This is a genomic window from Eubacterium sp. CAG:161, assembly GCF_000432355.1.
In the GTDB taxonomy this organism is placed as follows: Bacteria; Bacillota; Clostridia; order Lachnospirales; family Lachnospiraceae; genus Eubacterium_G; species Eubacterium_G segne.
On record NZ_HF991874.1, the window covers coordinates 233,950 to 246,441 of the forward strand.

Genomic DNA, 12,492 nt, shown 5'->3' on the forward strand with positions numbered 1-12,492 from the left:
ATAGGCGGGGAAGCTTAGTTCCTTAATAATGCAATTAATGGTTTCGTTAGTAAAAGGCTTTCCATAACTGAAATCCCATGCCTGCTGGTTAAAACATCCGGGACATCTGTGAGGACAGCCGCTTACAAACAGGGATAACCGGATTCCGGGACCATTTGCCACATCATAAGTTTTTATTTCTGCATAATTCATGTTAATGAACTCCTAATAGTTTTATAAATTAAATATTGGCTTTAACAGCTTCGCTTACAACATTTGCCACATCAGGGTTAAATGCTTCAGGAAGTATATTATTTTCATTTAATTCATTATCAGGAACTAATGAAGCAATGGCTAAAGCAGCTGCAAGCTTCATTTCCTCTGTAATCTGTTTTGCTCTGCCTTCAAGGGCACCTTTAAATATTCCCGGAAAGGCTACAACGTTGTTTACCTGATTTGGAAAATCAGAACGTCCTGTTCCCACAACTTTAGCACCGGCAGCCTTAGCTACATCAGGCATGATTTCAGGTACAGGATTTGCCATGGCAAACATAATGGCATCTTTATTCATGGTTTTAACCATTTCACCGGTAACAATGTTTGGAGCGGAAACTCCTACGAAAACATCTGCACCAACTAATGCATCTTTTAACGTGCCGTTTTCTCCGGAAAGGTTTGTAACTTCAGCCATTTCCTTCTGAGCCCAGTTAAGGTCTTTAATATCCTTTGATAAAATACCGTAAAGACCGCATATTGTTAAATTCTTAAAACCATATTTAAGCAAAAGCTTTGAAATTGCAATACCGGCAGAACCGTCGCCGTTTACTACAACCTTACAATCTTCTTTTTTCTTTCCAACAACCTTAAGGGCATTAATTATACCAGCCAAAACTACAATGGCAGTACCATGCTGGTCGTCATGAAATACAGGAATATCAAGGATTTCCTTTAATTTAGTTTCTATTTCAAAACATCTTGGAGCAGATATATCTTCTAAGTTAATTCCACCAAATCCCGGGGCAATTCTTACTACAGTATCTATAATTTCCTGAGAATCCTGGGTATCTAAGCAGATAGGAACCGCATTTACCCCACCAAATTCTTTAAATAAAACAGCCTTTCCTTCCATAACAGGCATTGCAGCTTTTGCTCCGATATTTCCAAGTCCCAAAACGGCACTTCCATCGGATACCACGGCTACAGTGTTGGCTTTCCATGTGTATTTATAAACGTCATCAGGATTTTTTGCTATTTCCATACATGGCTTTGCAACTCCCGGTGTATAAGCTAATGATAAATCTTCTCTTGTTTTTACATGGCATTTGGCTTCAGTAGTAATTTTACCATTCCATTTTTCGTGTAATTCCAGTGCTTTTTCGTCTGTTGTCATTTTATACCTCCAAAAATTTAAAATGTCATTAAGTACGGTAAATTCATACATTAATAAAGCATATCATATTTTTAGAATTTACTCTATTATTTTTTAAAAATATGTGTTAGAATGAATTGTCTGAAAAAAGATGTCTTTGGGGTATCCCCAATATTAAATCCATTATATAGAGATTAATAAATTAAAACTAAAAACACTTATTAGGGTAATAACCCTTGAAAGGAGTCTAATGAGAGAAAAGTTAAGTTCATTGCCTGTAGTTCAGCTGAGAGAAATTGCAAAGGCTAATGGTATTAAGTCTGTTACAATAATGAGAAAACAACAGCTTATAGACAGAATTATTGAGGTTAATGAAAAAAAGGAACAGGAGACATTAGAAAAGGAAGCAGCTAAAAAGGCTGAAACACTGGTAAAGAGTACATCTGACGAAGAAAAGAAACCGGTAGGAAGAGAACATTCATCACGAAGAAGTAAAAGTGGTGAAGTTAAAAAAAGCAGAGAACACAGATCTTCAAAAGAACATCGTAAGGTAAAAAGTAAAAACATAGAAGAAAATAATAGAGAAACAAAGATTACAAAAGAGGTTAAGGAACAGAAAAATGAATTACCTCAGGAAGATAATGATACTAAGACAGGTATTCTAGAGGTATTATCTGAGGGATATGGATTTATAAGATGCGACAATTATCTTCCGGGAGAGGCTGATGCTTATGTGGCACCATCCCAGATTAAAAAATTCAGACTTAAAACAGGAGATATGATTACAGGAAAAGTCCGTGATAAGAAAGAAAATGAAAAGTTTGGAGCGTTGTATTACTTAGAGAAGATTAATGGAGAACCTCTTGAAAATTCCGTTAACAGACCAAGCTTTGAAACACTGACGCCTGTTTTTCCGAATGAGAGAATACATCTTGAAACAGACGGACATAGCATTGCAATGAGAATTGTTGATATTGTAAGTCCTATAGGTAAAGGCCAGCGTGGTATGATTGTTTCGCCACCTAAGGCAGGAAAAACAACATTATTAAAGGAAACAGCTAAGGCAATACAGCAGAACAATCCTGAAATGCATATGATTATTCTTCTTATTGATGAAAGACCGGAAGAAGTAACAGATATTAAGGAAGCAATACAGGGTGAAAATGTTGAAGTAATTTATTCTACATTTGATGAATTGCCGGATCATCATAAGAGAGTTTCTGAAATGGTTATAGAGAGAGCAAAAAGACTTGTTGAACACGGAAGAGATGTAATTATTCTCCTTGACAGTATTACAAGACTTGCAAGAGCATATAACATGACTGTTCCACCAAGTGGAAGAACTCTTTCCGGTGGTCTTGATCCTGCAGCTCTTCACATGCCAAAGAGATTTTTTGGTGCTGCAAGAAATATGCGTGAAGGCGGAAGTCTTACAATACTTGCCACAGCGTTGGTTGATACGGGAAGTAAGATGGATGATGTTGTATACGAGGAATTTAAGGGAACAGGTAATATGGAACTTGTTTTAGACCGTAAATTATCTGAAAAGAGAATTTTCCCTGCTATAGATATTACGAAGTCCGGAACAAGAAGAGAGGACTTACTTTTAGATTCCGATGAACTTGGAGCATCATATATAATTAGAAAAGAAACCAACGGTATGCGAAAGGAAGATGCTGTTGAACAGATACTTAACCTGTTTGCAAGGACAAGTGACAACAAAGAATTCGTTCAAAAAATAGGAAGATTAAAGATAACATACACTAACAATAATGGTGGTGGATATAATAACAACCATAATAACAGAGATAACTACAATAATCGTTAAAAAAGGGTTGCTATTATGTTATCACTATGATATAATGTCTAGGCTATTGAGTAAAAACGGATTGGCGTTGCCAATTAGCATAAAAATAAAAAAGAGGTGAATGTAATGAGAAAAGGAATCCATCCAGATTACCAGGAAGCAACCGTTACATGTAACTGTGGTAACACATTCGTAACAGGTTCAACTAAAAAAGAACTCCATGTTGAAATTTGCTCAGCATGTCATCCTTTCTACACAGGACAGCAGAAAGCTGTTTCAGCCCGTGGTAGAATTGATAAGTTCAACAAAAAATATGGTATCAAATAATTTTAAGGATAACAGGTTGAGAAGTGATTCTCAACCTATTTTCTTATGTATATATACAGGTGACTAATATGAGTGAGAATAATAAACTTGGTTCATCAGGAATTGGCGGTCAGGCAGTTTTAGAAGGCATAATGATGAGAAATAAAGATGATTATGCCGTTGCCGTAAGAAAGTCAGATGGAACCATTGAAGTAGAAGTAGAAAAGTATAAGGGAATAACAAAGGGTAATAAAATACTGTCCCTTCCGTTTATAAGGGGAGTCTTTAATTTTATTGATTCAATGATTTTAGGAATAAAAACATTAACATTATCTGCAAGCTTTTTTGATGATGAAGGAGAAGAAGAACCGGATAAATTTGAGGAATGGCTTCTTAGAAAATTTGGAGATAAGGCAGAAAAAATAATAATGAGATTTACAGTGGCTTTATCTGTTGTAATAGCAGTGGTAATGTTTATGCTGCTACCTTTATTTATTGCTGATTTAATGGAAAAATATGTGCCGGGCATTACTCAGAGTCATGTGCCGGTTATAGAAGGTATTGCCAAAATGATAATTTTTATTGGCTATCTTTTACTTATTTCATTAATGAAGGACATACAAAGAACTTTTATGTATCATGGTGCAGAGCACAAATGTATTAACTGTATAGAAAACGGCAAGGTGCTTAATGTTGAAAATGTAAGAAGCAGCTCAAGATTTCATAAGCGTTGTGGAACAAGCTTTTTGTTAATTGTGTTAGTTATAAGTATTATTATGTTTTTACTTATCAGAACAGATACAGTATGGCTTAAATATTTAATAAGAATATTACTTATTCCGGTAATTGCAGGCATTTCCTACGAATTTATCAGAAAGGCAGGTTCTTCTAATAACCCTATAATCAGTGCTTTAAGTAAGCCGGGATTGTGGATGCAGAGAATTACAACAAAAGAACCTGATGATGATATGATAGAAGTTGCAATAGAAGCTGTTGAGGCAGTTTTTGACTGGGAAACTTATTTAAGAGATAATGGAATTGCACTTCCGGAAGATAAAAAAGAAGAAACGTTGCCTGAAAGTTACGAAGAAGTTAAGGCAGGCTCAGGGTATAATTGGAAATTTTAGACTATGGAAAAGATTTTAATTAAAGATTTAATAGCTAAAGCTTCTGAAAAGTTAAAAAAGGCAGAAGTGACAGACTATGTTATAGACAGCAGACTTCTGGCAGAATATGTTTTTCATATAGATTATTACAAACTTTTGGTACATCCTGACATGGAAACAGATGTGAAAAATGCACAGATATACAATCAGCTGATAGAAAAAAGAGCTGCGCATATACCTCTTCAACATCTTACAGGAAATCAGGAGTTTATGGGAATTAATTTTAAAGTCAACGAAAATGTTCTCATACCAAGGCAGGACACTGAAATATTAGTGGAAGAGGTTATTAAATATATTAATAGTCAGGAACGTAAAGTAAAGGTTCTTGATATGTGTACCGGTTCAGGATGTATAGCCATATCAATAGATAAATTATGTGATAATGCACAGGTTGTTGGAGCAGATATTTCAAAGAAGGCCTTGGAGATTGCTGAAATTAACAATAAAGAAAATAGTGCCGGGGTTGATTTTATAGAATCTGATTTATTTGAAAATATAAAGGAATGTTTTGATGTAATAGTGTCAAACCCTCCATATATAGAATCAGAAAAAATAGAAAAGCTGATGCCTGAGGTTAGAAACTTTGAACCCCGCATTGCGCTGGACGGAACAAAAGACGGACTTGAATTTTATAGGAACATATGTAACAATTTAAGTCGGTATTTAAAAGAACAGGGAGCAGTTTTCTTTGAAATAGGCTATAATCAGGGAAGGTCTGTTTCTAAAATATTAAATGAACAGGGATTTGAAAAAATAAAAATTATAAAAGATTATTCGCAAAATGACAGGGTTGTTTTTGCACTTAGATAATTTGGTTATGAGAAAGTAGGTAAAAAAATGTTTGAAAAGTTAGATGGAATATTAGAAAGATATGACGAGATTATGGAGCAGTTAAATGATCCTAATGTTGTAAGTGACCAGAGTAATTTCAGAAAACTTATGAAGGAACAAAGTGATTTAGCTCCTATTGTGGAATTATACAGAAAATATAAGGAAGCACAGGAGACCATTCAGGATAGTCTTGCTATTTTAGATGAAGAAAGCGACGAGGAAATGAGAGAATTGGCAAAGGAAGAAATGAACGAAGCCAAAGCTTCAATTCCTGAAATGGAAGAACAGTTAAAGATTCTTCTTTTACCAAAGGATGAGAACGATGACAAAAACGTTGTAGTTGAAATAAGAGGTGGTGCCGGCGGAGACGAGGCAGCCCTGTTTGCAGCTGAACTTTACAGAATGTACTGTATGTATGCGGAAACCCAGAAATGGAAGACAGAATTAATATCAGTTAATGAAAACGGACTTGGCGGATTTAAGGAAGTTGTGTTTATGGTAAACGGTCAGGGTGCATATTCAAGACTTAAATACGAAAGTGGTGTACATCGTGTACAGCGTATTCCTGTAACAGAGTCCGGTGGACGTATCCATACTTCAACAGCTACAGTTGCAGTAATGCCGGAAGCAGAAGAAGTAGACGTGGAAATAGATATGAATGACTGCCGTTTTGATGTGTTTAGAGCATCAGGTAACGGTGGACAGTGTGTAAATACAACGGATTCAGCTGTAAGACTTACTCATATTCCTACAGGTATTGTTATTTCATGTCAGGATGAAAAGTCACAGCTTAAAAATAAGGATAAGGCATTAAAGGTATTAAGAGCAAGACTTTATGAATTAGAGTGCCAGAAAAAGCAGGATGCAGAATCAGAAGCAAGAAGAAGTCAGATAGGTACAGGAGACCGTTCTGAAAAAATCAGAACATATAACTTCCCACAGGGACGAGTAACCGATCACAGAATAAAATATACATCTCATAGATTAGAAAACATTATGAATGGTGATATTGATGAGATAATTAATCAGTGTATTGCTGCCGACCAGGCTGCAAAATTAGCAAAGGTGAATGATTAATTGTGGCACAGATACTATGCTCTACAGGAGCTTTAATAGGACGACCAAACAACAGAGACTATCGAATTCTAAGGGATGTTTGTCATAAGCTTAACTGCGATGGATTTGAATTTATGATGTATTCTACATGGTATGGCTTAGAGGGAGATATTTTGAAATTCCTTTTGGAATTAAATATAAATATTCCTGTTATGCATTGCGAAAAACATATAGGAGAGTACATCAGCAAAGGCTCTAAGGAAGATTTGGCAGAGGCCGTAAGGCGGTTTGAAATCAACTGCAAAATGGCAAAGGCATTGTCAGTTCATAAAATGGTTGTTCATTTATGGGATGGAGTCACGTCAGATTCTAATTTTTCAAATAATCTTGAAGCTTATGGTATTCTTAGAAAAATTGCCGAAGCCTATGAGATAGATTTATTAATTGAAAATGTCGTGTGCAATCATGAAAATCCAATGAAACACTGGATGGAACTGTTAAATCGGTATCCAGATATTCACTTTATATATGATACTAAAATGGCGGCTTTTCATTGTCAGGAAAATCTCTTATATGATGATAAGTATGACATATTGTGGAAAGAAAAACATATAAGACACTATCATGTTAATGATTATGGTGGTGGATATATGGAGTGGAGCAGATTAAAAACACTTCCACCGGGAAAAGGGCACTTTGACTTTGATAAATTTTTTGATTATATAAGGGAAAACGGGTATAAAGATACCTTTACTGTAGAAGCTACGGCTTTTGGCAACGATGGGAAAATAGATATAAATATGTTAAATAAATGTTTTGAAAAAATCCGACGGTATATTGGTTAGAAAATATACTGTGGGATTTCATTTTGTTATATTAGGTAGTTGTATGATTGTGGATTTTTTGGTACAATTAAACATAATTGTGGCATTAAGGAGGAATACAATTATGACAGGCATTACAGATATTCACAGCCACATCCTGTTTCAGGTTGATGATGGTTCACCATCCCTTAAAACATCAATAGATATTTTGAAGAAAGAGTATAGTCAGGGTGTAAGAAATGTAATATGTACACCACATTACCATGCCGGAGAATGTATGCCGGAGGGACAGTTAATAGAAGATAATTTTCAGGTATTAAAAAAAGAGGCGAAAGAAATAATTCCTGAAATGAATCTTTTTTTAGGCAATGAAATTATGGCATGTAATGATATGGCACAGATGCTTTCAAGTGGTGAATTATTCACATTGGCTCAGACAAATTATGTTTTGGTAGAATTTTATCCTACAGTAATTTTTTCGCAAATGGAAAAATATATAAGTTCATTGCTAAACGGAGGATATATTCCGGTAATAGCTCATTGTGAGAGATATAAGTGTCTTAGGAATGCATTTAAGGGGGTAAATAATAAAAATATTAGTCACTTAATTGAAATGGGGGCATATTTGCAGGTAAATGTTACAAGTGTTTTTGGAAGTGAACATAAATTTGTATCAAAACTTATTGATAATGATTATCTGCATCTTATTGCAAGCGACGCTCATAGTTTGGGAAGACGAGGCGTTTATTGGGAAGAATGTGTGAATTATTTAGAAAAAAAGTACAATGAAGATTATCTTAACTGGATTTTAGTTGAAAATCCATCAAAGATATTGAAGGGTGAGTACATATAATTTTGAAAGGAACTGGTAGATAAATGGACAACAGAATGGAAAACAGATTTGGCAATAAAGTAGACGGTCAGCCGGGATATAATACGTTTTATCCAAATGGAATAGAAAGTGATGAAATGAAAAATGAAATTGAGATTGACGTTAGAAGTTTGTTCGCAACAATTTTAAACAGGCTTTTTGTTATTATCTTAATAGGAATTTTAGTAGGTGGGGTGGCGTTTGTATACACTAAATTTTTTATTAGCCCACAGTATGTTGCCACAACCAAGGTTTATATATTAAGTAAGCAGGATCCAAATCAGAAGACGCTTACAACATCGGATATCGCTTTTGCATCTTATCTTGCAAAGGATTATGAGACCCTTCTTACAACCCGACCGGTTTTACAGGAGGTAAAAAAAGAACTTAATTTAGATATGTCAACGGATGAATTGGAAAAAATGATTACCGTAAATGTAGAAACAGATACACGAATTATGGAAATTTCAGTTACCAATACAGACCCTAAGTTAGCAAAAAAGATTGCTGATAAGGTAAGAGAGGTGGCAAATGAAAGATTAAAGGTAATTATGGATGACCTTGAACCGGTAAGATCTGTAGATGAGGCGGAACTCCCTACAACACCGGCATCACCTAATGTTAAGAGAAATACCATGATGGGATTTATTGCAGGTTTTGGAATTTCCCTTCTTGTAGTTATCATTTTATTTATATTAGATGATACCATTAAGACACCGGATGATATTGAAAAACGTTTAGGAGTAAGCGTTTTAGCAGCTATTCCTTTAAAGAGTGAGGAAAGCAGCAGAAGGTCATCTTACGGATATGGATATGGCAGCAGTGCACCGAAGGACAAAAAGAAAAAGAAAAAAGAGAAAAAGTCAGATAAGGTAGCAGCTAAAAACAAAGACTTAGTTCAGGATAAGAACCAGGGAAAGGAGTAAGGGAATGTTAAATATTAATCTTGATAAAATAACGGATTTAGACTTTAAAACTAAGGAAGCATATAAAACCTTAAGAACTAATGTACAGTTCTGTGGAAATGATGTTAAAATAATTTCTCTTACCAGCTGTGTTCCTAATGAAGGAAAGTCAATGGTGTCTTTCAACCTTGCCATTTCCATGGCAGAAACAGGAAAGAAAGTTTTGTTTATAGATGCTGATTTAAGAAAATCAGTGTTAATCGGAAGGTACAAAATAAACAAGGCAATTAAAGGACTTACTCAGTATCTTTCAGGTGTAGAGCAGTTAGATGATGTAAGATACAGTACTAACGTAAAAAACATGGATTTGATTTTGTCAGGCCCTGTTCCACCAAATCCTGCGGAGCTTTTAAATAATGAAAAGTTTACGGAATTGCTGGAAACAGCAAGAAAGGAATATGATTACGTTATTATTGATACACCACCAATTGGTCAGGTTATAGACCCTGCCATTGTTGCACAGCAGACAGATGGAGTTATTTTCCTTATTTCACAGGCAAATATCAGTTACAAATATGCCCAGAAACAAATTGAGCAAATGAGAAAATCCGGATGTAGAATTTTAGGAGCAGTTTTAAATAAGGTTGATCCTGAAGAAAAGGGTGGTTATTATGGTGGATACTATGGTAAATACTCAAAGAAAGGTTATGGCTATGGCTACGGTTACGGCTATGGAAATAACGGAGAATATAAATAACGGAGAATATAAATAATTATAGAATTACACCTATGGCAATTTCATAGGTGTAATTTATTAAAGGAAGATATATGGAGTTTATTAAGGACAGATATGAGATTGCAGGGTTGAAGGTTTTGATGGTAACATACTATGAAAGAACCAGGCAACAGGCGCTTCCGTATATAGCAAGACATATGTGGAAGGAAGAGGAAGCGGATGCAGTCATTGATTTGGATAATGAATTTTATGAAAAAATGCAGGAAGAGAATATGCAGGGATGTAGTTTAGAAAGCATTGAATATATATATACAGGTACTATATTTAACAGGCTTCTAATAAATCACCATGGTTGTATGCTGCATTCTTCAGCAGTAGCTGTAGATGGATATGCATATTTGTTTTCAGCAGACAGTGGTACGGGAAAATCAACTCACACAGGTCTGTGGATTGAGCATTTTAAGGAAAAGGCATTTATCATAAATGATGATAAACCTGTTTTAAGGTTAGAAAATGGACAGTGGTTTGTTTACGGAACTCCGTGGAGTGGAAAAACAGACTTAAATATTAATGTAAAGGCAAAACTTGGAGCCATTGTTTTTTTGGAAAGGGCAAAAGAGAACCATATAACTCCGATAGAGGTTAAGGAGGCTATCCCATTGTTTTTTAATCAGACGGTAAGAAGGCTTAAAAGGGAAGAAAAAATGGATTTAGTCTTACAATATATGGAAGAAATTTTAACATCAACCCCAATATACAAAATGGGATGTAACATAAGTGATGATGCTGTGATTACGGCATACGAAAAAATTAGGAGAGTGTAATGAAGATTAGAGAAGGTTTTTTACTTAGAAATGTTGCAGGGAATAATGTGGTTGTTCCAATCGGTCAGGCAACACTGGATTTTAACGGAATGATGAGTTTAAATGAAACAGGAGCATTTATTTTTTCTAAGATGTTAGATGGAACTACTAAGGAACAGCTAATAGAGGATTTAATTAGTGAGTATGAGGTGGAACGGGAAATAGCCCAAAAGGATGTGGATGACTTTATTAAGAAGGTAGAAGGAGAGGGTTTACTTGAATAAGGTTGTGTCAATAGAAGATATAGTTCCCCTTATAAAAGAACAGCTAAATTATAATGGAACAGTAAGATTTACCCCTAAAGGAAACAGTATGCTTCCTACCTTAAGAAACAATAAGGATAGTGTCACCCTGAAAAGTCCCTTGTTCCCATTAAAAAAATATGACATTGCATTTTATGTAAGGGATAACGGGCAGTATGTATTACATAGAATTGTTGATATACCAAAAGACGGAACCTACACAATGCGTGGTGATAATCAGTTTGTCAACGAAAAAGGTATCACTCAGGAACAGATAATTGGAATTGTGGAACACTTTTCAAGAAAAGGTAAGGAATATAGTGGAACTGAAATGTCATATAAGCTTTATTGTATTGTGTGGTGTAAAACAGTTAAAATAAGAAAGTGGCTTAGAAAATTAAGACATATTGCAGGAAAAATAAAAAGAAAACTTCTAGGAATAGTTAGATGAAAGATACAAAGAGTTTAAAATGGATAATTAAAAATGGGAAAAAAGAAATTCCTAAAATATTAATTTTAAGTGTTTCTAATATTGTATTGGCATTAGTATCTACGGCATTGGCATTGGTAAGTAAGTACGCCATAGATGCAGCCCAAAAGGCAGCAGTGTCTAAGGTACAATCTGATTTTGTTTATTACAGAAATCAGATTATTTTTTATGGAATAGTTATATTAGCAATTATTGCATTCAGACTTTTTTTGCGGATATACGCACAAAGTTTATCCATAAAAGTTCAGGCAGGAATGGAAATGCAAATGCGTTCTAAGCTGTTTGGAGAAATACTTGAAAAAAAATATAACAGCATTAATAAGTATCACAGTGGAGAATTAATGAACCGCATTACCAGTGATATAAGGATAATAACTGACGGAATAACCAATATAGTGCCAAACGTATTATATTTTATTACTCAGTTTGCAGGAGCTTTTATTGTACTGGTACTGTTTGACTGGAAATTTACCTCATTATTTATTATTGCAGGAGTGGTGATTTCCTTTATAACATTAATATTCAGGTCAAAGCTTAAGAGTCTTCACAAGGAAGTTCAGGAAACAGATGGCAGGGTAAGGTCATTTTTTCAGGAAACAATTGAGAGTATGCTGGTGGTAAAAACCTTTGGAGTTGAAGATGAGTTTTGCCGCAAAGGTGACAAACTGCAAAGAATAAATTATGATGCAAAGATGAAAAGAAGAAAAATCAGTATCTTTGCCAATGCAGGATTTGGATTTGCCTTTAATATGGGTTATTTGTTTGCTCTTATCTGGTGCACCCTTAAAGTGTGTACCAATGCTATGACATATGGAACCCTTACTGCGGTATTACAGCTTATTTCCCAGATACAGACGCCTTTTGTAAGCATAACCAAGGTTATTCCACAATACTATGCAATTTTAGCATCGGCAGAAAGAATTATGGAAATTGAAGATATTGATGTTGAAAGAAAAAATCAGGTTAAGGTTGATGCAGATAAATTTTATTCCAAGTTTAAACTGGCTGAGTTTAAAAATATTAAATTTAATTATGGTAGGGAAAGTG

15 protein-coding genes are annotated in these 12,492 nt (G+C 34.8%); 13 read left to right on the forward strand and 2 right to left on the reverse strand.

Going from position 1 to position 12,492, the window contains the following annotated elements; all coding sequences use genetic code 11:
• Together Q5O30_RS11105 and Q5O30_RS11110 are read right to left on the reverse strand one after the other, a co-directional pair.
• Window positions 1–192 (reverse strand): 4Fe-4S cluster-binding domain-containing protein (locus Q5O30_RS11105; RefSeq protein ID WP_302674707.1); only part of this gene is annotated, 192 nt, incomplete at its 3' end.
• Between the two features lie 28 nt (window positions 193–220).
• On the reverse strand, window positions 221–1,369 hold the full coding sequence (locus Q5O30_RS11110; protein ID WP_021953818.1) for an NADP-dependent malic enzyme: 1,149 nt from the start codon (window positions 1,367–1,369) through the stop codon (window positions 221–223).
• 229 nt (window positions 1,370–1,598) lie between these two features.
• Between Q5O30_RS11110 and rho the strand changes: the two genes are divergently transcribed.
• From rho to Q5O30_RS11175, 13 genes are all read left to right on the forward strand, one after another.
• Window positions 1,599–3,176, forward strand: a complete 1,578-nt coding sequence (rho, locus tag Q5O30_RS11115; protein WP_021953819.1) for a transcription termination factor Rho — start codon at window positions 1,599–1,601, stop codon at window positions 3,174–3,176.
• Between the two features lie 105 nt (window positions 3,177–3,281).
• Window positions 3,282–3,482 (forward strand): 50S ribosomal protein L31, encoded by a 201-nt coding sequence (rpmE, locus tag Q5O30_RS11120; RefSeq protein ID WP_021953820.1) that lies wholly within the window; start codon window positions 3,282–3,284, stop codon window positions 3,480–3,482.
• 68 nt (window positions 3,483–3,550) lie between these two features.
• Window positions 3,551–4,588, forward strand: coding sequence for a DUF1385 domain-containing protein (locus Q5O30_RS11125; RefSeq protein ID WP_021953821.1), 1,038 nt, complete (start codon window positions 3,551–3,553; stop codon window positions 4,586–4,588).
• A gap of 3 nt (window positions 4,589–4,591) precedes the next feature.
• Window positions 4,592–5,437 carry a peptide chain release factor N(5)-glutamine methyltransferase gene (prmC, locus tag Q5O30_RS11130; RefSeq protein WP_021953822.1) on the forward strand — a complete coding sequence of 282 codons (846 nt, stop codon included), beginning with the start codon at window positions 4,592–4,594 and terminating at the stop codon, window positions 5,435–5,437.
• A gap of 27 nt (window positions 5,438–5,464) precedes the next feature.
• Window positions 5,465–6,535, forward strand: coding sequence for a peptide chain release factor 1 (prfA, locus tag Q5O30_RS11135; RefSeq protein WP_021953823.1), 1,071 nt, complete (start codon window positions 5,465–5,467; stop codon window positions 6,533–6,535).
• A 2-nt stretch (window positions 6,536–6,537) separates the two neighbouring features.
• The gene (locus Q5O30_RS11140) at window positions 6,538–7,359 is read left to right on the forward strand and encodes a sugar phosphate isomerase/epimerase (protein WP_021953824.1); all 822 of its coding nucleotides are present in this window, start codon (window positions 6,538–6,540) and stop codon (window positions 7,357–7,359) included.
• 103 nt (window positions 7,360–7,462) lie between these two features.
• Entirely contained in the window at window positions 7,463–8,191 is a 729-nt protein-coding gene (locus tag Q5O30_RS11145) for a CpsB/CapC family capsule biosynthesis tyrosine phosphatase (RefSeq protein WP_021953825.1), read from the forward strand.
• 23 nt (window positions 8,192–8,214) lie between these two features.
• Window positions 8,215–9,135: a YveK family protein gene (locus Q5O30_RS11150; RefSeq protein ID WP_021953826.1), complete on the forward strand. Its 921-nt coding sequence runs from the start codon at window positions 8,215–8,217 to the stop codon at window positions 9,133–9,135.
• Between the two features lie 4 nt (window positions 9,136–9,139).
• Window positions 9,140–9,871, forward strand: a complete 732-nt coding sequence (locus Q5O30_RS11155) for a CpsD/CapB family tyrosine-protein kinase (RefSeq protein ID WP_021953827.1) — start codon at window positions 9,140–9,142, stop codon at window positions 9,869–9,871.
• Window positions 9,872–9,942: 71 nt separating this feature from the next.
• Window positions 9,943–10,674 carry a hypothetical protein gene (locus tag Q5O30_RS11160; RefSeq protein ID WP_021953828.1) on the forward strand — a complete coding sequence of 244 codons (732 nt, stop codon included), beginning with the start codon at window positions 9,943–9,945 and terminating at the stop codon, window positions 10,672–10,674.
• A complete protein-coding gene (locus tag Q5O30_RS11165) occupies window positions 10,674–10,937 on the forward strand; it encodes a PqqD family protein (RefSeq protein ID WP_021953829.1) in 264 nt (87 codons plus the stop codon). Before Q5O30_RS11160 ends, Q5O30_RS11165 begins: the two co-directional genes overlap by 1 nt.
• A complete protein-coding gene (locus Q5O30_RS11170; RefSeq protein WP_021953830.1) occupies window positions 10,930–11,406 on the forward strand; it encodes a S24/S26 family peptidase in 477 nt (158 codons plus the stop codon). Before Q5O30_RS11165 ends, Q5O30_RS11170 begins: the two co-directional genes overlap by 8 nt.
• A partial coding sequence (locus tag Q5O30_RS11175) for an ABC transporter ATP-binding protein (protein WP_302674708.1) occupies window positions 11,403–12,492 on the forward strand: 1,090 nt, incomplete at its 3' end. The genes Q5O30_RS11170 and Q5O30_RS11175, both read left to right, overlap by 4 nt.

What these genes read in the sequence shown, in the direction of transcription:
- Q5O30_RS11145 (WP_021953825.1), top strand. Translation starts at nt 7,463, where the DNA reads ATGACAGGCATTACAGATATTCACAGCCACATCCTGTTTCAGGTTGAT.
- rpmE (WP_021953820.1), top strand. Translation starts at nt 3,282, where the DNA reads ATGAGAAAAGGAATCCATCCAGATTACCAGGAAGCAACCGTTACATGT.
- prfA (WP_021953823.1), top strand. Translation starts at nt 5,465, where the DNA reads ATGTTTGAAAAGTTAGATGGAATATTAGAAAGATATGACGAGATTATG.
- prmC (WP_021953822.1), top strand. Translation starts at nt 4,592, where the DNA reads ATGGAAAAGATTTTAATTAAAGATTTAATAGCTAAAGCTTCTGAAAAG.
- rho (WP_021953819.1), top strand. Translation starts at nt 1,599, where the DNA reads ATGAGAGAAAAGTTAAGTTCATTGCCTGTAGTTCAGCTGAGAGAAATT.
- Q5O30_RS11160 (WP_021953828.1), top strand. Translation starts at nt 9,943, where the DNA reads ATGGAGTTTATTAAGGACAGATATGAGATTGCAGGGTTGAAGGTTTTG.
- Q5O30_RS11125 (WP_021953821.1), top strand. Translation starts at nt 3,551, where the DNA reads ATGAGTGAGAATAATAAACTTGGTTCATCAGGAATTGGCGGTCAGGCA.
- Q5O30_RS11155 (WP_021953827.1), top strand. Translation starts at nt 9,140, where the DNA reads ATGTTAAATATTAATCTTGATAAAATAACGGATTTAGACTTTAAAACT.
- Q5O30_RS11165 (WP_021953829.1), top strand. Translation starts at nt 10,674, where the DNA reads ATGAAGATTAGAGAAGGTTTTTTACTTAGAAATGTTGCAGGGAATAAT.
- Q5O30_RS11150 (WP_021953826.1), top strand. Translation starts at nt 8,215, where the DNA reads ATGGACAACAGAATGGAAAACAGATTTGGCAATAAAGTAGACGGTCAG.
- Q5O30_RS11110 (WP_021953818.1), bottom strand. Translation starts at nt 1,369, where the DNA reads ATGACAACAGACGAAAAAGCACTGGAATTACACGAAAAATGGAATGGT.